Consider the following 24,000-nt stretch of genomic DNA (forward strand, 5'->3'; position numbering starts at 1 on the left):
CTGTACTTGTCGCCAAGGCCCCGGAGCGTTCGCGCGGCGGCGCAGAGGCTCCCGTCCGGGCCGTTGCGCGCCCGCGGACCGTGGTGCCGGGCTCGCTGCTGTTCGGCCCGCCGGCAGCGGCGCCGTGCGACAGAGATGGCCCTTGATTCACGGAGACGTGGACCAAGGGCCATTCCCATGTCCGTCCGTCCAGCCAGGCCGTCCGTCCGGCCGGCCGTCCGGTCAAGGCCGCGCTACGGCGCTACCTTCGCAACACGCCCTAGCCACCCGGGGCCAGGTCGGCGAGCCGGAACGCCAGCTCCGTCTCCCGGTTGGCCAGGTCCGGTTCCACCCGTGGGTCGGTCTTGTACGACTCCAGCCGACAGCCCCAGTGCTCCACCCCGTCGACCACGGTCATGTCCCACTCCAGCCCCTCGTGCTCCGCCCACTCCCGCAGCCCACCGGCCACCTCCAACAGCCCATCGGGATGGCCGAGGTGGGTGATCGTCGCGTAGTGGCCGGCGGGCAGCGTCCCGACGCGGATCTCGCCCTCCGGCTCCGGCGCCGACACCAGCGGGACGCCGGCCTCCACCTCCGACTCGCCGTCCATGTCGACGGTGCGGTAGCGGAAGAACGGCGCCCCCTCCGGCTCCAGGCCCTGGCCGAGCACCCAGCCGATGAGCTCCGGCAGCCGGTCGGCGATCGTCGGGAATTCGTCCATACGGACGGATTTTCCGATGGCCACGTACGGCTGCTCGCCCCGTCGGACGATCTTCGGCAGGTGCACGCGCTTGCTCCCGTCCATGTCCTCTTCCTCTGAGTCGATGTCCTCGTTCGAGCCGATGTTCTCGCTACGCATGTCCTTGTTGCGCATGCCCTCGTTACACATGTCCTCGTTCATGAGAGCAAGGACAGCCCCAGGGCCCGGAACTCATCGTCCGCCCGCCGCGGCCTTCACGGCGTCGGCCACCGGCACCGTCCCGCCGATCAGCTCCAGCGTCAGACCCGCGGTCCCCGGGGTCCCCACCAACTGGGCCAGCACCGCCGCCACATCGTCGCGCGGCACCGGCCCCCGCCCCGTCGACTCCGCGAGCCGCACGAGCCCCGTCCCGAGGTCGTTCGTAAGGATCCCCGGCCGCAGGATCGTCCAGTCGAGCCCGGACCTGGACCGTACGTACGCGTCCGCCGCGCCCTTGGCCCGCAGATACGCGTCGAAGACCTCGTCGCCCCGGTGATCCGGGTTCGCGCCCATGGACGAGACGACGAGGTGACGGCGTACGCCCGCGCGCTCAGCGGCGTCCGCGAAAAGCACCGCCGCGCCCCGGTCCACCGTCTCCTTGCGGGCCGCTCCGCTCCCGCCGCCCGCGCCCGCGGCGAACACCGCCGCGTCCGCGCCCTTCAGCGCCGCGGCCACTTCCTCGACCGAGGCCGACTCCAGGTCCAGTACGACCGGTTCGGCACCGGCGTCGCGCAGATCCTCCGCCTGCGCGGGGTCGCGGATGATGCCCGCGGTCTCGTGTCCGCGCGCGGCGAGCAGGCGCTCCAGCCGCAGCCCGATCTGACCATGTCCTCCTGCAATCACGATTCGCATGCTCACGACCGTACGTCCGGGGCCGTTCACCGCTGACCCGCCATCCCGCTCAGGGGCCGGGGTTACCCAGGACGGACCGTCCCTGCCGGGGCAGTTCCAGCGCGACGGCCGCCGCCGAGTCGCAGTACTCCCGTACGGCGCTCGTCCGCGCCACCACCCGCCCGCGGTGAATGACGATCCTGCTGTACGCGAGGGACAGCACGCCCTCGATCCGCTCCCCGCGCACCGCCAGCAACTCCGCCGGAAAGCCCGCCTCTACCCGCACCTCGGGCAGCCCCATCGCCTCCCGCGCCGCCCCGCTCACCGCGTCGTACGCGTCCGCCGCCCGCATCCCGCCCTGCGACGCCAGCAGGTAGGCGGCCTCCAGCGGGTCCCCGCGCCCGACCGGATTCGATACGTCCCGCAGCGCCCCGCTGCCGGCCGCGATCCGCACTCCGGCCGCCCGCAGCAGCTGTACGGGGGCGACGCCGCGCTCTGCGCCCGGTAGCCCGGAGCCCCATGACTCCGCGCCGGGCGGCTCCGTACCCCGTCGGCCCGCGCCGCCGCGCCGGTCCGCGCCCACCCGCTCCACATCCGTGCGCTCCACGCCTCCGCAGCCGCCCTGCGGCAGACAGACCACCGTCACGCCGGCCGCCGCCAGCTGGCCGGCGGCCCGCGCCGCCGTCCCGGCGGGCAGCCTGGCCAGCCCCGCGCACGGCCCGAGCGTCACCCCGGGCCGCAGGCCGCCCGCCATCGCGGCGAGCCGGGCGAGCCGGACCGGATCGTCACCGTCCGTATGTAGATCGACGGGACAGCCGTGCTCGGCCGCGATCCCCAGCACCGCTTCCGCGTACCCGGCCGGATCCGGGTCCAGGTCGGGGCAGCCGCCCAACACCCCCGCGCCCATCTTCACCGCGTCCCGCAGCATCGCGAGCCCGTCGGCGCCCGCGAGGCCCGTGAGCAGGCGCGGTACGGCGACGGCGGTCAGATCGGTGAGACCGCGCAGCGAACGCCGGGCCTGGAGCACCGCCGCCATCCGGCCCAGCTCCTGCGCGTCCCCGATCCGAACGTGGGAGCGCAGCGCGGTCGCGCCGTGACCGAGCTGCAGCAGGGCGGCCTCGGTGGCGCGGCGCTGCACATCCTCGGGGGAGTAGGAGCCCGGTCCGTCGGGGGTGAGCGCGGTGAGGGCGGTGTCACTGTGGGCATGCGGCTCGGCCGGGGCGGGGAGCAGCAGATAACCGGCCAGATCCAGCCGCGTGCCGTGCGCGGCGAGACTGCCCGCCGTTCCCACGGCCTCGATCCGGCCCGAGCTGAGCCGTACGTCCACGGTGCGGCCGTCGGTCAGACGGGCGCCGCACAGGACGAGCGCGGTGGAGTCGGCCGGGGCTCCGTCGGACGGCTGCGGCTGCGGCTGCGGCTGGCTGTCGGGCATCGGGCTCCTGATGAGGGCTTTCTGGTCGGACTCCGGCGTGCACGTCACGCAGCGTGAGTCGAGCCTAGGGGCGCCTCAGCCGGCCTTCGAGGAGGAGCGCAATAGTCGTACCGGCGAGCCCACCAGTGGCGTACGGGACACCGCGGGACGCGTGGGGCGAGGGGCGGAAAACGGATTTGGGCGATCGGCAATCGACCGTGTAATGTCTTCATCGCTCGCCCCAATAGCTCAGTCGGTAGAGCGTCTCCATGGTAAGGAGAAGGTCTACGGTTCGATTCCGTATTGGGGCTCAGATGTTCGGTGATCCTCGCCTTCGGGCGAGGAGATCCAACATCGAAGCGGTGTAGCTCAGTCGGTAGAGCAAGCGGCTCATAATCGCTGTGTCACCGGTTCAAGTCCGGTCACCGCTACACAAAGTAGCCGATTGTGGGGTCGGTCCTTCGATCGGCTACTCTTTTCTGCGTTCATCCGTTCATCCGTTGTCCGTCCAAGGAGCACTCACGTGGCTGCCACCGACGTCCGCCCGAAGATCACGCTGGCCTGCGTGGAGTGCAAGGAGCGGAACTACATCACCAAGAAGAACCGGCGTAACAACCCGGACCGTCTTGAGATGAAGAAGCACTGCCCGCGCTGCAACTCGCACACCGCGCACCGCGAAACGCGCTGAATCAGGCTCGTATGCGAGGCCGTCCCCGGTTGGGGACGGCCTCGTGTCGTTTCCTTGTCTACATCAGGGTCTCCAGCAGGCCTGTGGTCATCAACATCAGGAGGGAGCGAGTCAGTGGCGCTCGATCAGTCCTTCGTGGGGCGGAGCTATCCGCCCACCGCGCCGTACGAGGTCGGCCGGGAGAAGATCCGCGAGTTCGCCGAGGCGGTGGGCGACCCCAACCCGGCGTACACCGATGTGGAGGCCGCCAAGGCCCTCGGGCACTGCGATGTGATCGCGCCGCCGACCTTTGTGTTCGCGATCACCTTCAAGGCCGCGGGTGAGGTCATCGCCGATCCGCAGCTGGGTCTGGACTACAGCCGTGTGGTGCACGGCGACCAGAAGTTCGCGTACACCCGTCCCGTGCGGGCGGGCGACCGGCTGAGCGTCACCTCGACCATCGAGGCGATCAAGTCCCTGGCCGGGAACGACATCATCGATGTCCGCGGTGAAGTGTGCGACGAGGCCAGCGAGCATGTCGTGACCGCGTGGACCAAGCTGGTGGCCCGCGCCGCCGAGGGGGCGTGAGGCCGGTGACCGCGAAGATCGGTTACGACGAGGTCGAGATCGGTACGGAGCTGCCAGCCCGTGGCTTCCCCCTCACGCGCGCCACGCTGGTGCGGTACGCGGGCGCCTCCGGGGACTTCAACCCGATCCACTGGAACGAGAAGTTCGCCAAGGAGGTCGGGCTTCCGGACGTCATCGCGCACGGCATGTTCACCATGGCCGAGGCGATCCAGGTGGTGACCGACTGGGTGGGCGACCCGGGAGCCGTCGTCGAGTACAGCGTCCGCTTCACCAAGCCGGTCGTGGTGCCCAATGACGACCAGGGCGCGCTGATCGAGGTCAGCGCGAAGGTCGCGGCCAAGCTGGAGGACAACCGGGTCCGGGTGGATCTGACGGCGATGAGCGCGGGCCAGAAGGTGCTGGGCATGTCCCGCGCGGTTGTCCGGCTCGCCTGAGTGAGCGTGTCCTGTGCGTCCTGAGTGAGCGCTGTGTCCTGAGTACGCGCTGTGTAAGGGGTGCCCGCAATCGGCGGGCGCCCCTTACGCTTGACGTGGGTAGTGATTGGCCAATAACTTGGCTCCATGGTCAGGATGAGCGCAGAAGAGCGACGCGAGAGCGTGGTCCGTGCGGCGGTCGCGGAGTTCGCCCGGGGCGGCTACCTCGGCACCTCCACGGAGGCGATCGCCCACCGGGTCGGAGTCTCGCAGCCGTATCTCTTCCGGCTCTTCCCGAACAAGCAGGCCATGTTCCTCGCCGCCGCCGAACGCTGTCTGGCGGACACCACACGCGTCATGACGGAGGCATCGGAAGGGCTGGAGGGCGAAGCGGCCCTGCATGCCATGGCCAACGCCTACCAGCGGCTCATCGCCGATGATCCGGAAAAACTGCTGATGCAGATGCAGATGTATGTCGCGGTGGCGACCGCCGAGGCCGCGGGTGACCATGAGTTCGGCGACACGGTACGGGCCGGCTGGCAGACGCTCTGGGACACGGTGCATCTGGTGCTCGGGGCGGACGTGGGCGAGACCACGACGTTCCTGGCGTACGGAATGCTGATCAACACCCTTGTCTCGCTGGGTTTCGCGCCCGATCACCGCGTCTGGTCCGGCTTCTACGACTCGGCGCGGCCGTCCGAGGGCTGAACGGTCACCGGGGGAGTGCTCGGCGTCTCCGTATGTCCATGAAAGTTAGTCATCGATAACTAATAAGTGTCATGCCCATCAGGGGGAGAACAATGAGTCAGCCACCGGCCGGCGGGTCCCGAGCCATCTGGACCCTGGTCATCACCGGTGTCGCCAGCTTCATGGCGGCCCTGGACAACCTCGTCGTCACCACCGCCCTGCCCTCCATCCGCGAAGAACTCGGCGGCGCGCTGGAGGACCTGGAATGGACCGTCAACGCCTACACGCTCACGTTCGCGGTCCTCCTCATGTCCGGCGCCGCGCTGGGCGACCGGTACGGCCGCCGCAGACTCTTCCTGGCCGGCCTCGCGATCTTCACCGGTGCCTCGGCCGCCGCAGCACTCTCACCCGGCATCGACGCGCTGATCGCCGCGCGCGCCGTCCAGGGCGTCGGCGCGGCGATCATGATGCCGCTCACGCTCACCCTGCTCACCGCCGCCGTCCCCGCCGAACGGCGAGGAGCCGCCCTCGGCGTCTTCGGCGCCGTCACCGGCCTCGCCGTCGCCAGCGGTCCACTTGTCGGCGGCACCCTCACCGAACACCTCTCCTGGCAGTGGATCTTCTGGCTGAACGTCCCGATCGGCCTCGCCCTGCTGCCCCTCGCCCGGCTACGCCTCCAGGAGTCGTACGCGCCGAACGCGCGCCTCGACATCCCCGGCACGCTCCTCGTCAGTACGGGCCTCTTCGGCATCGTCTACGCCCTGGTCACGGCCAACGCCGACGGCTGGACCAGCTTCCCCGTCCTGCTGGGCCTGACAGCCGGCGGCGCGCTGCTCGTCGCCTTCGTCCTGCACGGACTGCGCCACCCGTACGCGATGCTGCCCATGCGGCTGTTCAAGAACCGCGGCTTCGCCGGCATCAACGGCGCCAGCCTCCTGATGTTCCTGGGCATGTTCGGCTCGATCTTCCTGCTCAGCCAGTTCCTGCAAGGTGTCCTCGGCTATACGCCCACCCAGGCCGGGCTGAGGATGCTCCCGTGGACCGCCATGCCGCTGCTCGTCGCGCCGATCGCCGGGGTGCTCACGGACCGGATCGGCGGCCGGCCCGTCGTGGTCACGGGCCTGGCCCTCCAGGCGCTCGGGCTGGGGCTGTTCGCACTGGTCGTCGAGCCGGACATGTCGTACGCGGTGCAACTGCCCGCACTGATCATCAGTGGGGTCGGGATGGGGCTCTACTTCGCTCCGGCCGCCAGCCTGGTCATGTCCAGCGTCAGCCCGGCCGAGCAGGGCATCGCCTCCGGTACGAACAACGCCCTGCGCGAGGTCGGCGGAGCGCTCGGTGTGGCCATCCTCGGCGCGATCTTCGCCGCGCAGGGCGGCTACCGTACGCCCGACACCTTCAGGGACGGCACCGTACCGGCCCTCTGGATCGGCGCGGGGCTGGTGGCGCTCGGCGCGCTGACGGCCCTGCTCATCCCGGGGCGCGGTGCCCGGCGGGCGCCGGCGGCCAAGGAAGACCTGGGCGAGCGCGAGCCCGCCGCCGTCTGACGCCGCCGTCTGATTCCTGTCCCGCCGGAGCAGGACCTATGGGCCGTCGAGATCCGATTCCCAGGTCCCGGCGGCCCGTACTCTTGTCCCGTGCAGGAACTCCACGACGCTCCCCTCGCCCCACTGACCACCTTCCGCCTCGGCGGCCCGGCGACCCGCCTGGTCACGGCGGTCACCGACGACGAAGTGATCGCCACCGTGCGCGAGGCGGACGACGCCGGTACGCCGCTGCTGATCATCAGCGGCGGCAGCAATCTGATCATCGGGGACAAGGGCTTCGACGGCACCGCCCTGCGCATCGCGACCAAGGGCTTCTCGCTCGACGGCACCACGCTGGAACTGGCCGCCGGCGAGATCTGGAGCGACGCCGTCGCCCGTACCGTCGAAGCGGGCCTGGCGGGCATCGAATGCCTCGCCGGGATCCCCGGCTCGGCCGGCGCCACGCCGATCCAGAATGTCGGCGCGTACGGCCAGGAGGTGTCGAGCACCCTCACCGAAGTCGTCGCCTACGACCGCTCCACCGGGCGGACGGTCACGCTCACCAACGCCGACTGCGGCTTCTCGTACCGCCACAGCCGGTTCAAGCGGCACCCCGGTCGCTGGGTCGTGCTGCGGGTCCGCTTCGCCCTGGAGGACGCGCATGGGCTCTCCGCCCCCCTCAAGTACGCCGAGACGGCCCGCGCCCTCGGTGTCGAGCCCGGCGACCGCGTCCCGGCGGAGACCGCGCGGGACACCGTCCTCAAGCTACGGGCGGGCAAGGGCATGGTGCTCGACCCGGAGGACCACGACACCTGGTCGGCCGGCTCCTTCTTCACCAACCCGATCCTGACCGACCGGGAGCACGCGGAGTTCGTCGCGCGCGTACGGGCCCGCCTCGGCGACGAGGTGACGCCGCCCGGATTCCCGGACGGGGAGGGGCGTACGAAGACCTCCGCGGCCTGGCTGATCGACCGGGCCGGTTTCACCAAGGGGTACGGCACGGGCCCGGCCCGTATCTCCACCAAGCACACCCTCGCCCTCACCAACCGGGGTGCGGCGACCACCGAGGATCTGCTCGTGCTCGCCCGCGAGGTGGTGGCCGGGGTCCAGGAGGCGTTCGGGATCACGCTGGTCAACGAGCCGGTGACGGTCGGCGTGAGCCTCTAGCCTGTCCGGCTGACTCCTGACCGGCTGGGTCCTGTCCGGCCGGACAGGAGCCGGGGCGTGGTGCGAAGCGTCAGTCGGCCAGCCAGCGGTCGATGCCCGTCAGCAGCTTTTCCCGTACCTCCCACGGCGCCGCCGAACCCCGCACCGACTGCCGTGCCAGCTCGGCCAGTTCGGTGTCGTCGAAGCCGTGGTGCCGGCGGGCCAGCTCGTACTGCGCCGCCAGCCGCGAGCCGAAGAGCAGCGGGTCGTCCGCGCCCAGCGCCATCGGGACCCCGGCGTCGAACAGCGTCCGCAGCGGGACGTCCTCCGGCTTCTCGTAGACGCCCAGCGCGACATTCGAGGCCGGGCAGACCTCGCAGGTCACCCCGCGTTCGGCGAGCCTGCGCAGCAGCTTCGGGTCCTCTGCCGCGCGGACGCCGTGCCCGATGCGGGCCGCCCGCAGATCGTCCAGGCAGTCGCGTACGGACGCGGGCCCGGTCAGCTCACCGCCGTGCGGCGCGGCCAGCAGCCCGCCGTCCCTGGCGATCGCGAAGGCCCGGTCGAAGTCTCTGGCCATCCCCCGGCGCTCGTCGTTGGAGAGCCCGAAGCCGACGACACCCCGGTCCGCGTACCGCACGGCGAGCCGGGCCAGCGTTCTGGCCTCCAGCGGATGCTTCACACGGTTCGCCGCCACCAGCACCCGCATCCCCAGACCGGTCTCCCTGGACGCGGTGTCCACGGCGTCCAGGATGACTTCCAGGGCCGGGATCAGTCCGCCGAGATGGGGGGCGTACGAGGTGGGGTCGACCTGGATCTCCAGCCAGCCCGAGCCGTCCCGTACGTCCTCCTCGGCCGCCTCGCGCACCAGCCGCTGGATGTCCTCGGGCGTCCGCAGACAGGACCGGGCGATGTCGTAGAGCCGCTGGAAACGGAACCAGCCGCGTTCGTCGGTCGCGCGCAGCTTGGGCGGTTCGCCGCTGGTCAGCGCGTCGGGGAGATGAACGCCGTACTTGTCGGCGAGTTCGAGCAGCGTCGTGGGCCGCATCGAACCGGTGAAATGCAGATGCAGATGAGCCTTGGGCAGCAGGCTGAGATCGCGGGGGCGGGTGGTGCTCTCCATTCGTAGATCCTGCCCCATGCTCGCGCCGACCGGCAGCCACATTCCCCGATCGAGATCTTGTCCGAACGCAAAAACGGGCCCCCGGCGATCGCCGGGGGCCCGTTGCGCACCTGCTCAGTCCGTGGCCTCGCCCAGCAGCTTCTGGACCCTGCCGATGCCCTCCGCCAGGTCCTCGTCACCGAGCGCGTACGACAGCCGCAGATAGCCGGGTGTGCCGAACGCCTCTCCGGGGACGACCGCGACCTCGACCTCGTCCAGGATCAGCGCGGCCAGCTCGACCGACGTCCGCGGGCGCTTGCCGCGGATCTCCTTGCCCAGCAGGGCCTTCACCGACGGGTACACGTAGAAGGCACCCTCCGGCTCCGGGCAGACGACGCCGTCGATCTCGTTCAGCAGCCGCACGATGGTCCGGCGGCGCCGGTCGAAGGCGGCGCGCATCTCGACGACCGCGGTGAGGTCACCGGAGATGGCGGCGATCGCCGCGGCCTGCGAGACATTGGCGACATTGGACGTCGCGTGCGACTGGAGGTTGGTCGCGGCCTTGACGACATCCTTGGGGCCGACGATCCACCCCACACGCCAGCCGGTCATCGCATAGGTCTTGGCCACACCGTTGACCACGATGCACTTGTCGCGCAGCTCCGGCACGACGGCCGGCAGCGAGGTGAAGGCGGCGTCGCCGTACACGAGGTGCTCGTAGATCTCGTCCGTCATCACCCACAGGCCGTGCTCGACGGCCCAGCGGCCGATGGCCTCGGTGTCGGCGGGGCTGTAGACGGCGCCCGTCGGGTTGGACGGGGAGACGAAGAGGACGACCTTCGTGCGCTCGGTACGCGCGGCCTCCAACTGCTCGACGGAGACCCGGTAGCCGGTGGTCTCGTCGGCCACGACCTCTACCGGGACACCGCCGGCCAGCCGGATCGACTCGGGGTACGTCGTCCAGTACGGAGCCGGGACGATGACCTCGTCACCCGGGTCCAGGACGGCCGCGAACGCCTCGTAGATCGCCTGCTTGCCGCCGTTGGTCACCAGGACCTGGGAGGGCTCGATCTCGTAGCCGGAGTCGCGCAGCGTCTTCGCGACGATCGCGGCCTTGAGCTCGGGGAGCCCCCCGGCGGGCGTGTAGCGGTGGTACTTGGGGTTGTGGCACGCCTCGGCAGCGGCCTCGACGATGTAGCCGGGCGTCGGGAAGTCGGGCTCGCCGGCGCCGAAGCCGATCACCGGACGCCCGGCTGCCTTCAGGGCCTTGGCCTTGGCGTCCACGGCGAGAGTCGCGGACTCGGAGATCGCGCCGATACGGGCGGAGACCCGGCGCTCGGTCGGAGGGGTTGCAGCGCTCATGGGCCCATGGTCCCAGACCCGAAACCTCCCTGGCACACAGGTTTCGCTGGGTGGACACACGGAAGGAAGACCGCGTCGCGGGACGTGGGCCGCGACCGTCCTGGGGGAAGCTGTTCGACGCGGGGGCCGCGACCACGTACACTCACTCGTCGTTGGCCCTCAGCCGCCAGGTCCGTACCGCGCACTCCGTGCATCCGGTCGGATGCGGTAGGTTGGGGAAAACGCAAAGGGTCGTAGCTCAATTGGTAGAGCACTGGTCTCCAAAACCAGCGGTTGGGGGTTCAAGTCCCTCCGGCCCTGCTACACACATCTTCGCCAGGATGTGTGCGCATGTACGTACATTGAATGCATCGCCGTGCGGCTCCCCCGGGCGCGGCACGGCCACGACCCGGAATCAGGTGAGAGAGCGTGACGGACGCCGTGGGCTCCATCGACAAGCCTGATGCGGACGACGAGTCCGCCGAGTCGAAGAAGCCTCGCAAGGGCGGCAAGCGCGGTAAGAAGGGCCCCCTGGGCCGTCTCGCGCTCTTCTACCGTCAGATCGTCGCCGAGCTGCGCAAGGTCGTCTGGCCGACTCGCAACCAGCTGACTACGTACACCACCGTGGTGATTGTCTTCGTCGTCGTCATGATCGGTTTGGTGACCGTGATTGACTATGGCTTCCAGCAAGCAATCAAGTACGTCTTCGGCTGATCCCGCGAGGGCGCCCGGACCCGGCGGACCGGCGCGGCGCCCCTTTCGCGTGTTCCACCCATTGAGCCAGGAAGAAGCAGCCACCGTGTCTGACCCGAAACTGAACGACGCCAGCGAGTCGGTGGAGTCCCGCGAGGACGAGACCGGCATCGTCGAGGCGGCGGACGCTGTCGAGCCAGACCAGGCCGAAGCCGCTGACGTCGCCGCGGGCGAGCCGGCCGAGGAAGCCGCGCTCCATATCGAGGACGACTCCGCGGAGGACGACCCCGCGGAGGACGACGCCGACGAAGCGGCCGCTGACGAGGCCGCGGGCGACACCGACGGGATCGACGCCGACGAGGAGCCCGAGGCCCCCGCCGACCCTGTCGCCGCCCTTCGTGAGGAACTCCGCGGGCTGCCCGGCGAGTGGTATGTGATCCACACCTACGCGGGCTACGAGAAGCGCGTGAAGGCCAACCTGGAGCAGCGCGCCGTCTCGCTGAACGTCGAGGAGTTCATCTACCAGGCCGAGGTCCCCGAGGAAGAGATCGTCCAGATCAAGAACGGCGAGCGCAAGAACGTTCGCCAGAACAAGCTCCCGGGTTACGTCCTGGTGCGCATGGATCTGACGAACGAGTCCTGGGGCGTCGTCCGCAACACCCCCGGTGTCACCGGCTTCGTGGGCAACGCCTACGACCCGTACCCGCTGACCCTGGACGAGATCGTCAAGATGCTCGCGCCGGAGGCCGAGGAGAAGGCCGCCCGTGAGGCCGCGGAGGCCGAGGGCAAGCCCGCTCCGTCCCGCAAGGTCGAGGTCCAGGTGCTGGACTTCGAGGTCGGCGACTCGGTCACCGTCACCGACGGTCCGTTCGCCACGCTCCAGGCGACCATCAACGAGATCAACGCCGACTCGAAGAAGGTCAAGGGCCTGGTCGAGATCTTCGGCCGCGAGACCCCGGTCGAGCTGAGCTTCGACCAGATCCAGAAGAACTGAGCCCAGCGGGCGGCGTGCGCTTCGGCGCCCGCCCGCGACCGCAGCTTCCGACAGGTCAGACAGGCTCATACAGCTGTCTGACCTGTCGGTTTTTGGCCGCACAGCCATACCCGTTATCGTTGTGCGGTATGCCTCCATCCGGATGACCGGACGGCTGGCTGAAAACTCTCACTAGGACCCGGAGAGAGCAATGCCTCCCAAGAAGAAGAAGGTCACGGGGCTTATCAAGCTCCAGATCAGCGCCGGCGCGGCCAACCCGGCTCCGCCGGTCGGCCCCGCGCTGGGCCAGCACGGCGTCAACATCATGGAGTTCTGCAAGGCCTACAACGCCGCGACCGAGTCGCAGCGTGGCATGGTCGTGCCGGTGGAGATCACGGTCTACGAGGACCGCTCCTTCACCTTCATCACCAAGACGCCGCCGGCCGCCAAGCTGATCCTCAAGGCCGCGGGCGTGGACAAGGGCTCAGGCGAGCCGCACGTCAAGAAGGTCGCGAAGCTCACCCGCGACCAGGTGCGCGAGATCGCCACCACCAAGATGCCCGACCTGAACGCCAACGACCTGGACGCCGCCGAGAAGATCATCGCCGGCACCGCCCGTTCCATGGGCGTCACGGTCGAGGGCTGACCCGACCGGGCAAGCCCCAGTGGCAGGGCCATGCGCGGCCCGGACCACGACCTCCACACCTGATGAACCACAGGAGATGAAGTGAAGCGCAGCAAGGCTCTCCGCGGCGCGGACGCCAAGATCGACCGGGAGCGTTCGTACGCCCCGCTCGAGGCCGTCCGTATCGCCAAGGACACCACCACCAGCAAGTTCGACGGCACCGTCGAGGTGGCCATGCGTCTGGGCGTCGACCCGCGCAAGGCCGACCAGATGGTCCGTGGCACCGTGAACCTTCCGCACGGCACCGGCAAGACCGCCCGGGTCCTGGTCTTCGCGACCGGTGACCGTGCCGAGGCCGCGCGTGCCGCGGGCGCCGACATCGTCGGCGCCGACGAACTGATCGACGAGGTTTCGAAGGGCCGTCTGGACTTCGACGCCGTCGTCGCCACCCCGGACCTCATGGGCAAGGTCGGCCGCCTCGGCCGCGTCCTCGGCCCGCGTGGTCTGATGCCGAACCCGAAGACCGGCACCGTCACCCCCGATGTCACCAAGGCTGTGAACGACATCAAGGGCGGCAAGATCGAGTTCCGCGTCGACAAGCACTCGAACCTGCACTTCATCATCGGCAAGGTCTCCTTCGACGAGACGAAGCTGGTCGAGAACTACGCCGCGGCGCTGGAGGAGATCCTCCGTCTCAAGCCGTCCGCCGCCAAGGGCCGCTACATCAAGAAGGCGACCCTGGCCACGACGATGGGCCCCGGCATCCCGCTGGACGCCAACCGCACCCGCAACCTCCTCGTGGAGGAGGACCCGGCCGCCGTCTGACACTGACGGCAGCCGCGGGTCTCGCGTACGAAAGCCGGTCCCCGCACCTCTCCGGAGGTGCGGGGACCGGCTTTCGTCCCTACGGCTTGTCAGCGACGTGCGTTACCGTGCAGAGGAGTTGAACGCACAACCAAGGGGTGGGATATGAGCATGTCTGTGTGGAGGCGCGGGGGCGTCTCGCTGGCGGCCGTGGCCGTCATCGCCGCTGTCGCGGGCTGTCAGAGCGACGGCGGTACGAAGGAAGGGGCCCCGGCCCTGGAGAAGGCACAGACCTCGTCGGGGGCCGCGGATGTCATCACCGCCGCCTACAAGAAGACCTCCGAGGCGAAGTCGGCCAAGGTCCGCATGACGATGTCGATGCCGGGCGCGGCGGGCGCGGCGGGCGACATGGAAATGTCCGGCGTCATGGGGTGGGACCCCACGGTGATGGACATGACCATGGACGGATCGGCGCTTTCCGCCGACGCCGCGGCCCCGGACGAGATCCGTATGGTCTGGCTCGACAACGCCATGTATATGGACATGGGCCCCGACGCGGCCAAGGACATGGACGGCAAGCGCTGGATGAAGCTCGACCTGAGCGCGCTGGCCGAGGCGTCCGGGGACGAGGCGGTCCAGAAGCAGCTGACGGGCGGCCTGGAGAACATGAACCAGGACCCGGCCCAGCAGCTCGCCCTGCTGCTCGACTCGCCGAATCTGAAGCACCTCGGCAGCGAGAAGGTCGACGGCGTCCAGGCCGAGCACTACAAGGGCACGCTCACGCTCGACGAGATGGTGAAGTCCAATGGCTCGCTCGACGTGCTCAGCGCGAAGGAGCGCGCGGACCTCCTCGACTCGATGAAGAAGTCGGGCCTGAAGGGGTACGACACGGAGGTCTGGGTCAACGAGGACGCCTATCCGGTGAAGATGGACATCGGTATGGACACCGCTCAGGGCGAGGTCAACATATCGGCGCACTACTCCGACTACGGAGCGAAGGCGCAGGTCCAGGCCCCGCCGGCCGGAGACACCTTCGACTTCGCCGAGCTGCTGGGTGAGCTGGGCGACGCCGGCGCCGGCAGCTGATTTGCCCGGCGCGTTCCTCCTCACGTAGTCTGCCCCAGAAGCCAAAGACCGCTGGTCGTTGCCGTGTGCTCGTAAGAGGGTGCGGCGGCCGAAGGATCCGCTAGCTGCGGACGACCTGCGCAGGTGACTGTGGACAGCTCCCGGATTCCATTCGGTCGAGCTACGCCCCGTGCGCCTGCGCCGGGGCGTTTCGTTTTGCCCAGCCCCTTCTGAGCGGTCCTCATCACCCGGAAGGAGGCCGATGCTCATGGCAAGGCCCGACAAGGCTGCCGCGGTAGCCGAGCTGACGGACAAGTTCCGCAGCTCGAACGCCGCCGTGCTGACCGAGTACCGGGGTCTCACCGTGGCGCAGCTCAAGGAGCTGCGTCGTTCTCTCGGTGAGAACGCCCAGTACGCCGTGGTGAAGAACACGCTGACCAAGATCGCGGCCAACGAGGCCGGGATCAACACGCTGGACGACCTCTTCGCGGGTCCGACGGCGGTTGCCTTCGTCACCGGTGACCCGGTGGAGTCGGCGAAGGGTCTTCGTGACTTCGCCAAGGACAACCCGAATCTCATCATCAAGGGCGGCGTCCTCGATGGTAAGGCGCTGAGCGCCGACGAGATCAAGAAGCTCGCGGACCTTGAGTCCCGCGAGGTTCTGCTCTCCAAGCTGGCAGGTGCCATGAAGGGCAAGCAGTCGCAGGCTGCCTCGCTCTTCCAGGCGCTTCCGTCGAAGTTCGTCCGCACCGCGGAAGCGCTTCGCGTCAAGAAGGAAGAGCAGGGCGGTGCCGGTACGCCGGCTCCCGTCGAGGCCGACTCCGAGTAATCACGCTCGCTCGGTCGCAGCGGGCCGGTACGCCCGCGGAACTGTACATACGGCACCAGCCGAATTAGTGGAAGGACCGCCATCATGGCGAAGCTCAGCCAGGAAGACCTGCTCGCGCAGTTCGAGGACATGACCCTCATCGAGCTCTCCGCGTTCGTGAAGGCGTTCGAGGAGAAGTTCGACGTCACCGCCGCCGCCGCGGTCGCCGCGCCGGTCGCCGGTGCCCCCGGTGCCCCGGCCGAGGCCGAAGAGGTCCAGGACGAGTTCGACGTCATCCTCACGGGTGCCGGCGAGAAGAAGATCCAGGTCATCAAGGTCGTGCGTGAGCTGACCTCCCTGGGTCTCAAGGAGGCCAAGGACCTCGTGGACGGCGCCCCGAAGCCCGTCCTGGAGAAGGTCGCCAAGGAGGCCGCTGACAAGGCCGCCGAGTCCCTCAAGGGCGCCGGCGCCTCCGTCGAGGTCAAGTGACCCCGTACGAGTCCGTCACCGGGCGCCTGTAGGCGTACGGAGGCTGTCTCGGCGCCGCGAGGCGCAGTGTTGACGCGAAGGGCGATCACCCAGTCGGGTGGTCGCCCTTTCGCGCTCCCGTGGGGGCTGCCTTGCTCTTCGGCGCGCGGCGAGTATCGTGATCATCGCCGTGCCTCCGTACGCCCCGTGACCTTCCGCGCGGGGTGGGGGGCCTTGACGAACCGCACGCAGCGCGCAATTCTCAGGACGCGTCGGCACAATCGATCCGCATCCGAGGCATGGATCGACGGCGAAGAGGGCAGTATCGATGTGCGCCTACGGCGCGAGGCTTGCCGCAGTTGAGTTGCCGCAGTTGAGACAAGGGTGTTGAGAAAAACGAGGGTGTCGGAAAACCCGCTCTGGACATCAGTGTGCCAAGTGGCTACACTGACCCTTTGCGCTGCCTGTTAGCTGCTCCCTGCCCGTCACCAGGGGCACCGCCTCGCAAGAGCATCGGTGAGTGAACGGCCCTGAACAGGGCTTTCCCTCTCCGTGCCCGGCTTGGGACCGGTACGCGCGTAGTGAGTCCGAGCCCTCGGAAGGACCCCCTCTTGGCCGCCTCGCGCAACGCCTCGACCACGAATACGAACAACGGTGCCAGCACCGCCCCGCTGCGCATCTCCTTTGCAAAGATCAAGGAGCCCCTCGAGGTTCCGAACCTCCTGGCGCTGCAGACCGAGAGCTTTGACTGGCTGCTCGGTAACGCCGCTTGGAAGGCTCGTGTCGAGGCGGCTCTGGAGAGTGGGCAAGACGTCCCCAGGAAGTCAGGTCTGGAGGAGATCTTCGAGGAGATCTCTCCGATCGAGGACTTCTCCGGGTCGATGTCGCTGACCTTCCGCGATCACCGCTTCGAGCCGTCCAAGAACTCCATCGACGAGTGCAAGGAGCGCGACTTCACGTTCGCCGCCCCGCTCTTCGTCACGGCTGAGTTCACCAACAACGAGACCGGCGAGATCAAGTCCCAGACGGTCTTCATGGGCGACTTCCCGCTCATGACCAACAAGGGCACCTTCGTCATCAACGGCACCGAGCGTGTCGTGGTGTCCCAGCTCGTCCGCTCGCCGGGCGTCTACTTCGACTCGTCGATCGACAAGACGTCCGACAAGGACATCTTCTCCGCCAAGATCATCCCGTCCCGGGGTGCCTGGCTGGAGATGGAGATCGACAAGCGCGACATGGTCGGTGTCCGTATCGACCGCAAGCGCAAGCAGTCCGTGACCGTCCTCCTCAAGGCTCTCGGCTGGACCACCGAGCAGATCCTGGAGGAGTTCGGCGAGTACGAGTCCATGCGCGCCACCCTGGAGAAGGACCACACCCAGGGCCAGGACGACGCGCTGCTCGACATCTACCGCAAGCTGCGTCCGGGCGAGCCCCCGACACGCGAGGCCGCTCAGACGCTGCTGGAGAACCTCTACTTCAACCCGAAGCGCTACGACCTCGCGAAGGTCGGCCGCTACAAGGTGAACAAGAAGCTCGGCGCGGACGAGCCGCTGGACGCCGGCGTGCTCACCACCGACGATGTCATCGCCACCATCAAGTACCTGGTCAAGCTGCACGCAGGCGAGACCGAGACGGTCGGCGAGAACGGCACCTCGATCATGGTCGAGACCGACGACATCGACCACTTCGGCAACCGTCGTATCCGTAACGTCGGCGAACTGATCCAGAACCAGGTCCGTACGGGTCTCGCCCGTATGGAGCGCGTCGTGCGCGAGCGCATGACCACTCAGGACGTCGAGGCGATCACGCCGCAGACCCTGATCAACATCCGGCCGGTCGTCGCCTCCATCAAGGAGTTCTTCGGCACCAGCCAGCTGTCCCAGTTCATGGACCAGAACAACCCGCTGTCGGGTCTCACCCACAAGCGCCGACTGAACGCGCTCGGCCCGGGTGGTCTCTCCCGTGAGCGGGCCGGCTTCGAGGTCCGCGACGTGCACCCGTCGCACTACGGCCGCATGTGCCCGATCGAGACCCCTGAAGGACCGAACATCGGTCTGATCGGCTCGCTCGCCTCCTACGGCCGGATCAACCCGTTCGGCTTCATCGAGACGCCGTACCGCAAGGTCACCGGCGGCGTCGTCACCGACGAGGTCGACTACCTCACGGCCGACGAAGAGGACCGGTTCGTCATCGCGCAGGCCAACGCGCCGCTCAGTGACGAGTTCCGGTTCGAGGAGGCCCGCGTCCTGGTCCGCCGTCGTGGCGGTGAGGTCGACTACGTCCCCGGTGACGACGTCGACTACATGGACGTCTCCCCGCGCCAGATGGTGTCGGTCGCGACCGCCATGATCCCGTTCCTGGAGCACGACGACGCCAACCGTGCCCTCATGGGCGCGAACATGATGCGTCAGGCCGTTCCGCTGATCAAGTCCGAGGCACCGCTCGTCGGCACCGGCATGGAGTACCGCTGCGCCGTCGACGCCGGTGACGTACTCAAGTCGGAGAAGGACGGTGTGGTCCAGGAGGTCTCCGCGGACTACATCACCACCGCCAACGACGACGGCACGTACACCACGTACCGCCTGCACAAGTTCTCCCGTTCGAACCAGGGCACCTCCGTCAACCAGAAGGTTGTCGTGGACGAGGGCGACCGGGTCATCGCCGACCAGGTTCTGGCCGACGGTCCGGCGACCGAGAACGGCGAGATGGCGCTCGGCAAGAACCTCCTCGTGGCGTTCATGCCGTGGGAGGGCCACAACTACGAAGACGCGATCATCCTCAGCCAGCGGCTGGTCCAGGACGACGTCCTCTCCTCGATCCACATCGAGGAGCACGAGGTCGACGCCCGTGACACCAAGCTGGGCCCCGAGGAGATCACCCGGGACATCCCGAACGTCTCGGAGGAGGTCCTCGCGGACCTCGACGAGCGCGGCATCATCCGGATCGGTGCCGAGGTCGTCGCCGGGGACATCCTGGTCGGCAAGGTCACGCCCAAGGGTGAGACCGAGCTGACCCCGGAGGAGCGACTGCTCCGCGCGATCTTCGGTGAGAAGGCCCGTGAGGTCCGTGACACCTCGCTGAAGGTGCCGCACGGCGAGACCGGCAAGGTCATCGGCGTACGGGTCTTCGACCGCGAGGAGGGCGACGAGCTGCCGCCGGGCGTGAACCAGCTGGTTCGCGTGTACGTCGCGCAGAAGCGCAAGATCACCGATGGTGACAAGCTCGCCGGCCGTCACGGCAACAAGGGCGTCATCTCGAAGATCCTGCCGATCGAGGACATGCCGTTCCTGGAGGACGGCACCCCGGTCGACATCATCCTCAACCCGCTGGGCGTCCCGTCCCGAATGAACCCGGGACAGGTCCTGGAGATCCACCTCGGCTGGCTCGCCAGCCAGGGCTGGAAGGTCGAGGGCAGCGAGGACTGGATGGAGCGGCTGAAGGCCATCGGCGCCGATGAGGTCGCCTCCGGCACCAATGTCGCCACCCCGGTCTTCGACGGTGCCCGTGAGGATGAGATCTCGGGTCTCTTCGAGGCGACGATCCCGAACCGCGACGGCAACCGGATGGTCCAGCCGTCCGGCAAGGCGCACCTGTTCGACGGCCGCTCCGGTGAGCCGTTCCCGGACCCGATCTCGATCGGGTACATGTACATCCTCAAGCTCCACCACCTGGTCGACGACAAGCTGCACGCGCGTTCGACCGGCCCGTACTCGATGATCACCCAGCAGCCGCTGGGTGGTAAGGCCCAGTTCGGCGGTCAGCGCTTCGGTGAGATGGAGGTGTGGGCGCTGGAGGCTTATGGCGCCGCGTACGCCCTCCAGGAGCTGCTGACGATCAAGTCCGACGACGTGACCGGCCGCGTGAAGGTCTACGAGGCCATCGTCAAGGGCGAGAACATCCCCGAGCCCGGCATTCCCGAGTCCTTCAAGGTGCTCATCAAGGAAATGCAGTCGCTCTGCCTCAACGTGGAGGTGCTGTCCTCGGACGGTATGTCCATCGAGATGCGTGACACGGACGAGGACGTCTTCCGCGCGGCGGAGGAGCTCGGTATCGACCTGTCCCGGCGCGAGCCGAGCAGCGTCGAAGAGGTCTGACGGGTTCGCCGGCCGGATCCCGTATCCGGCCGGCTCTCCCCGGACCCGTTCAGACCATTGCTGAAGTGCCCCATCTACTCGCTGACGCGAGGGGCTCGAACCCCCGAAAGAGGGATTGACGACAAGTGCTCGACGTCAACTTCTTCGACGAGCTGCGGATCGGCCTTGCCACCGCGGACGACATCCGGACCTGGTCGCACGGCGAAGTGAAGAAGCCGGAGACCATCAACTACCGCACGCTCAAGCCCGAGAAGGACGGACTCTTCTGCGAGAAGATCTTCGGTCCGACCCGGGACTGGGAGTGCTACTGCGGCAAGTACAAGCGTGTCCGCTTCAAGGGCATCATCTGTGAGCGCTGTGGCGTGGAAGTCACGCGCGCCAAGGTGCGCCGTGAGCGGATGGGCCACATTGAGCTGGCCGCGCCCGTGACCCACATCTGGTACTTCAAGGGCGTCCCGTCACGCCTCGGGTACCTGCTCGACCTCGCGCCGAAGGACCTGGAGAAGGTCATCTACTTCGCCGCGTACATGATCACGTTCGTGGACGAGGAGCGCCGCACGCGCGACCTTCCGTCGCTGGAGGCGCATGTCTCCGTCGAGCGCCAGCAGGTCGAGAACCGCCGTGACGCCGACCTCGAAGCCCGCGCCAAGAAGCTTGAGACCGACCTGGCCGAGCTGGAGGCCGAGGGCGCCAAGGCCGATGTGCGGCGCAAGGTGCGCGAGGGTGCCGAGCGTGAGATGAAGCAGCTGCGCGACCGCGCGCAGCGCGAGATCGACCGGCTCGACGAGGTGTGGAACCGCTTCAAGAACCTCAAGGTCCAGGACCTGGAGGGCGACGAGCTGCTCTACCGCGAGCTGCGTGACCGCTTCGGCACGTACTTCGACGGTTCGATGGGTGCCGCGGCGCTGCAGAAGCGCCTGGAGTCCTTCGACCTGGACGAGGAGGCCGAGCGCCTCCGCGAGATCATCCGTACCGGCAAGGGCCAGAAGAAGACCCGCGCGCTCAAGCGCCTCAAGGTCGTCTCGGCGTTCCTGCAGACCAGCAACAGCCCCAAGGGCATGGTGCTGGACTGCGTGCCGGTCATCCCGCCGGACCTGCGTCCGATGGTGCAGCTGGACGGTGGCCGCTTCGCGACCTCCGACCTGAACGACCTGTACCGCCGTGTGATCAACCGCAACAACCGCCTCAAGCGTCTCCTTGACCTCGGTGCCCCCGAGATCATCGTGAACAACGAGAAGCGGATGCTGCAGGAGGCCGTCGACGCGCTGTTCGACAACGGCCGCCGCGGCCGTCCGGTCACCGGTCCTGGCAACCGCCCGCTGAAGTCCCTGAGCGACATGCTCAAGGGCAAGCAGGGTCGTTTCCGTCAGAACCTGCTCGGCAAGCGCGTCGACTACTCGGCCCGTTCCGTGATCGTCGTCGGCCCGCAGCTCAAGCTGCACCAGTGCGGTCTGCCGAAGGCCATGGCGCTGGAGCTCTTCAAGCCGTTCGTGATGAAGCGCCTGGTGGATCTGAACCACGCGCAGAACATCAAGTCGGCGAAGCGCATGGTCGAGCGCGGCCGTACGGTCGTGTACGACGTGCTCGAAGAGGTCATCGCCGAGCACCCGGTGCTGCTGAACCGTGCGCCGACCCTGCACCGTCTGGGCATCCAGGCCTTCGAGCCGCAGCTGGTCGAGGGCAAGGCCATCCAGATCCACCCGCTCGTCTGCACCGCGTTCAACGCGGACTTCGACGGTGACCAGATGGCCGTCCACCTGCCGCTCTCCGCGGAGGCGCAGGCCGAGGCCCGCATCCTGATGCTGTCCTCGAACAACATCCTGAAGCCGGCCGACGGTCGTCCCGTCACCATGCCGACCCAGGACATGGTGCTCGGTCTCTTCTTCCTCACGACGGACGAGGAGGAGCGCGAGGTCAAGGGCGCGGGCCGGTCCTTCGGCTCCGCGGCCGAGGCGACCATGGCGTTCGACAACCGTGAGCTCTCGCTCCAGGCGAAGGTCGACATCCGCTTCCCGGTGGGCACCATCCCGCCGCGCGGCTGGACCCCGCCGGTCGCCGAGGAGGCCGACACGGACGGCACCGCGGTGCCGTGGCAGCAGGGCGACCCGTTCCGGCTGCGTACGACCCTGGGCCGCGCGCTCTTCAACGAGCTGCTGCCCGAGGACTACCCGTTCGTCGACTACACGGTGGGCAAGAAGCAGCTCTCCGAGATCGTCAACGACCTGGCCGAGCGTTACCCCAAGGTCATCGTGGCGGCGACGCTGGACAACCTGAAGGCGGCCGGCTTCTTCTGGGCGACCCGTTCCGGTGTCACCGTCGCCATCTCCGACATCATCGTGCCCGAGGCGAAGAAGGGGATCGTCCGGGGCTACGAGGCGCAGGACGACAAGGTCCAGAAGCAGTACGAGCGCGGTCTGATCACCAAGGACGAGCGCACGCAGGAGCTCATCGCGATCTGGACCAAGGCGACCAACGAGGTCGCCGAGGCGATGAACGCGAACTTCCCGAAGACCAACCCCGTCTCCATGATGGTCAACTCGGGTGCTCGCGGAAACATGATGCAGATGCGTCAGATCGCCGGTATGCGTGGTCTGGTGTCCAACGCCAAGAACGAGACGATCCCGCGTCCCATCAAGGCGTCCTTCCGTGAAGGTCTGTCCGTGCTGGAGTACTTCATCGCCACGCACGGTGCCCGAAAGGGTCTGGCCGACACCGCCCTGCGTACCGCCGACTCGGGTTACCTGACCCGTCGTCTGGTGGACGTCTCGCAGGACGTGATCATCCGCGAGGAGGACTGCGGCACCGACCGCGGTCTGAAGCTGCGGATCGCCGAGCGCGGCGCCGACGGTGTGCTGCGCAAGGCGGAGGACGTCGAGACGTCCGTGTACGCGCGGATGCTCGCCGAGGACGTCGTCGTCGACGGCAAGGTCATCGCGCCGGCAAATGTCGACCTGGGCGATGTCCTGATCGACGCCGTCGTGGCCGCCGGGGTCGAGGAGGTCAAGACCCGCTCGGTCCTGACCTGCGAGTCCGCGGTCGGCACCTGTGCCTTCTGCTACGGCCGCTCGCTGGCCACCGGCAAGCTGGTCGACATCGGTGAGGCGGTCGGCATCATCGCCGCCCAGTCCATCGGTGAGCCCGGTACCCAGCTGACGATGCGTACCTTCCACACCGGTGGTGTGGCCGGTGACGACATCACCCAGGGTCTGCCCCGAGTCGTCGAGCTCTTCGAGGCCCGTACGCCCAAGGGTGTCGCCCCGATCTCGGAGGCGGCCGGCCGCATCCGTATCGAGGAGACCGAGAAGACCAAGAAGATCGTCGTCACCCCGGACGACGGCAGCGACGAGACGCCGTTCCCGATCTCGAAGCGTGCCCGTCTGCTCGTGGGCGAGGGCGACCACGTCGAGGTGGGCCAGAAGCTCACCGTGGGTGCCACCAACCCGCACGACGTGCTGCGGATCCTCGGTCAGCGCGCGGTCCAGGTCCACCTGGTCGGCGAGGTCCAGAAGGTCTACAACTCGCAGGGTGTGTCGATCCACGACAAGCACATCGAGATCATCATCCGGCAGATGCTGCGCCGCGTGACGATCATCGAGTCCGGCGACGCGGAGCTGCTGCCGGGCGAGCTGGTGGAGCGCTCGAAGTTCGAGACCGAGAACCGTCGTGTGGTCACGGAAGGCGGCCACCCGGCCTCCGGCCGTCCGCAGCTGATGGGTATCACCAAGGCGTCGCTGGCCACCGAGTCGTGGCTGTCGGCGGCGTCCTTCCAGGAGACGACCAGGGTCCTCACCGACGCGGCGATCAACGCCAAGTCGGACTCCCTGATCGGCCTCAAGGAGAACGTCATCATCGGTAAGCTCATCCCGGCCGGTACGGGTCTGTCCCGCTACCGCAACATCCGGGTCGAGCCGACCGAGGAGGCCAAGGCCGCGATGTACTCGGCCGTCGGCTACGACGACATCGACTACTCGCCGTTCGGCACGGGCTCCGGCCAGGCCGTTCCGCTGGAGGACTACGACTACGGTCCGTACAACCAGTAAGTA

The 24,000-nt window shown here is 68.2% G+C and carries 20 protein-coding genes and 3 tRNA genes; 18 read left to right on the forward strand and 5 right to left on the reverse strand.

The window, feature by feature from the left end:
* Nucleotides 1-259: 259 nt before the first annotated feature.
* From ACIRQP_RS07385 to ACIRQP_RS07395, 3 genes are read right to left on the reverse strand one after another with little or no spacing between them, the layout of a single operon-like run.
* The gene (locus tag ACIRQP_RS07385; RefSeq protein WP_403884832.1) at nt 260-880 is read right to left on the reverse strand and encodes a GyrI-like domain-containing protein; all 621 of its coding nucleotides are present in this window, start codon (nt 878-880) and stop codon (nt 260-262) included.
* Nucleotides 881-910: 30 nt separating this feature from the next.
* The gene (locus tag ACIRQP_RS07390; protein ID WP_403884835.1) at nt 911-1,570 is read right to left on the reverse strand and encodes an SDR family oxidoreductase; all 660 of its coding nucleotides are present in this window, start codon (nt 1,568-1,570) and stop codon (nt 911-913) included.
* A gap of 49 nt (nt 1,571-1,619) precedes the next feature.
* Nucleotides 1,620-2,981, reverse strand: a complete 1,362-nt coding sequence (locus ACIRQP_RS07395; protein WP_403884838.1) for an amidohydrolase family protein — start codon at nt 2,979-2,981, stop codon at nt 1,620-1,622.
* A 217-nt stretch (nt 2,982-3,198) separates the two neighbouring features.
* Between ACIRQP_RS07395 and ACIRQP_RS07400 the strand changes: the two genes are divergently transcribed.
* The 8 genes from ACIRQP_RS07400 (at nt 3,199) to ACIRQP_RS07435 (ending at nt 8,008) form a co-directional block, all read left to right on the forward strand.
* Nucleotides 3,199-3,271 (forward strand) — tRNA-Thr (locus tag ACIRQP_RS07400).
* A gap of 47 nt (nt 3,272-3,318) precedes the next feature.
* Nucleotides 3,319-3,391 (forward strand) — tRNA-Met (locus ACIRQP_RS07405).
* 92 nt (nt 3,392-3,483) lie between these two features.
* Nucleotides 3,484-3,648, forward strand: a complete 165-nt coding sequence (gene rpmG, locus ACIRQP_RS07410) for a 50S ribosomal protein L33 (protein ID WP_003956487.1) — start codon at nt 3,484-3,486, stop codon at nt 3,646-3,648.
* A gap of 114 nt (nt 3,649-3,762) precedes the next feature.
* Nucleotides 3,763-4,215, forward strand: coding sequence for a MaoC family dehydratase N-terminal domain-containing protein (locus tag ACIRQP_RS07415; protein WP_403884841.1), 453 nt, complete (start codon nt 3,763-3,765; stop codon nt 4,213-4,215).
* Nucleotides 4,216-4,220: 5 nt separating this feature from the next.
* Nucleotides 4,221-4,649 (forward strand): MaoC family dehydratase, encoded by a 429-nt coding sequence (locus ACIRQP_RS07420; RefSeq protein ID WP_403884844.1) that lies wholly within the window; start codon nt 4,221-4,223, stop codon nt 4,647-4,649.
* Nucleotides 4,650-4,775: 126 nt separating this feature from the next.
* A complete protein-coding gene (locus ACIRQP_RS07425; RefSeq protein WP_403884847.1) occupies nt 4,776-5,336 on the forward strand; it encodes a TetR/AcrR family transcriptional regulator in 561 nt (186 codons plus the stop codon).
* A gap of 92 nt (nt 5,337-5,428) precedes the next feature.
* Nucleotides 5,429-6,862, forward strand: a complete 1,434-nt coding sequence (locus ACIRQP_RS07430) for an MFS transporter (RefSeq protein WP_403884850.1) — start codon at nt 5,429-5,431, stop codon at nt 6,860-6,862.
* A gap of 90 nt (nt 6,863-6,952) precedes the next feature.
* On the forward strand, nt 6,953-8,008 hold the full coding sequence (locus ACIRQP_RS07435; RefSeq protein ID WP_403884853.1) for a UDP-N-acetylmuramate dehydrogenase: 1,056 nt from the start codon (nt 6,953-6,955) through the stop codon (nt 8,006-8,008).
* 70 nt (nt 8,009-8,078) lie between these two features.
* On the opposite strand, the gene ACIRQP_RS07440 is transcribed toward ACIRQP_RS07435, so the two are convergent.
* Both ACIRQP_RS07440 and ACIRQP_RS07445 read right to left on the reverse strand, forming a co-directional pair.
* Complete coding sequence (locus ACIRQP_RS07440) at nt 8,079-9,107, reverse strand: adenosine deaminase (RefSeq protein ID WP_403884856.1); 1,029 nt, start codon at nt 9,105-9,107, stop codon at nt 8,079-8,081.
* Nucleotides 9,108-9,221: 114 nt separating this feature from the next.
* A complete protein-coding gene (locus ACIRQP_RS07445) occupies nt 9,222-10,448 on the reverse strand; it encodes a pyridoxal phosphate-dependent aminotransferase (RefSeq protein WP_403884859.1) in 1,227 nt (408 codons plus the stop codon).
* Nucleotides 10,449-10,675: 227 nt separating this feature from the next.
* On the opposite strand from ACIRQP_RS07445, the gene ACIRQP_RS07450 reads away from it, so the two are divergent.
* The 10 genes from ACIRQP_RS07450 (at nt 10,676) to ACIRQP_RS07495 (ending at nt 23,997) form a co-directional block, all read left to right on the forward strand.
* A tRNA-Trp gene (locus ACIRQP_RS07450) sits at nt 10,676-10,748 on the forward strand.
* A gap of 108 nt (nt 10,749-10,856) precedes the next feature.
* Entirely contained in the window at nt 10,857-11,141 is a 285-nt protein-coding gene (gene secE / locus ACIRQP_RS07455) for a preprotein translocase subunit SecE (protein WP_030351417.1), read from the forward strand.
* An 85-nt stretch (nt 11,142-11,226) separates the two neighbouring features.
* Nucleotides 11,227-12,114 (forward strand): transcription termination/antitermination protein NusG, encoded by an 888-nt coding sequence (gene nusG, locus ACIRQP_RS07460; protein ID WP_403884862.1) that lies wholly within the window; start codon nt 11,227-11,229, stop codon nt 12,112-12,114.
* A gap of 190 nt (nt 12,115-12,304) precedes the next feature.
* On the forward strand, nt 12,305-12,739 hold the full coding sequence (rplK, locus tag ACIRQP_RS07465) for a 50S ribosomal protein L11 (RefSeq protein ID WP_030351419.1): 435 nt from the start codon (nt 12,305-12,307) through the stop codon (nt 12,737-12,739).
* A gap of 81 nt (nt 12,740-12,820) precedes the next feature.
* Nucleotides 12,821-13,543, forward strand: a complete 723-nt coding sequence (rplA, locus tag ACIRQP_RS07470; protein ID WP_403884865.1) for a 50S ribosomal protein L1 — start codon at nt 12,821-12,823, stop codon at nt 13,541-13,543.
* Nucleotides 13,544-13,687: 144 nt separating this feature from the next.
* On the forward strand, nt 13,688-14,608 hold the full coding sequence (locus ACIRQP_RS07475; RefSeq protein ID WP_403884868.1) for a hypothetical protein: 921 nt from the start codon (nt 13,688-13,690) through the stop codon (nt 14,606-14,608).
* Nucleotides 14,609-14,855: 247 nt separating this feature from the next.
* Entirely contained in the window at nt 14,856-15,416 is a 561-nt protein-coding gene (rplJ, locus tag ACIRQP_RS07480) for a 50S ribosomal protein L10 (protein ID WP_403884871.1), read from the forward strand.
* 84 nt (nt 15,417-15,500) lie between these two features.
* Entirely contained in the window at nt 15,501-15,884 is a 384-nt protein-coding gene (gene rplL / locus ACIRQP_RS07485; RefSeq protein WP_351396537.1) for a 50S ribosomal protein L7/L12, read from the forward strand.
* Between the two features lie 590 nt (nt 15,885-16,474).
* The gene (rpoB, locus tag ACIRQP_RS07490) at nt 16,475-19,957 is read left to right on the forward strand and encodes a DNA-directed RNA polymerase subunit beta (protein ID WP_403884875.1); all 3,483 of its coding nucleotides are present in this window, start codon (nt 16,475-16,477) and stop codon (nt 19,955-19,957) included.
* A 125-nt stretch (nt 19,958-20,082) separates the two neighbouring features.
* A complete protein-coding gene (locus ACIRQP_RS07495) occupies nt 20,083-23,997 on the forward strand; it encodes a DNA-directed RNA polymerase subunit beta' (protein ID WP_403884878.1) in 3,915 nt (1,304 codons plus the stop codon).
* Nucleotides 23,998-24,000: the final 3 nt, after the last annotated feature.

This window comes from Streptomyces sp. NPDC102274 (genome assembly GCF_044766385.1).
Lineage (GTDB): Bacteria > Actinomycetota > Actinomycetes > Streptomycetales > Streptomycetaceae > Streptomyces.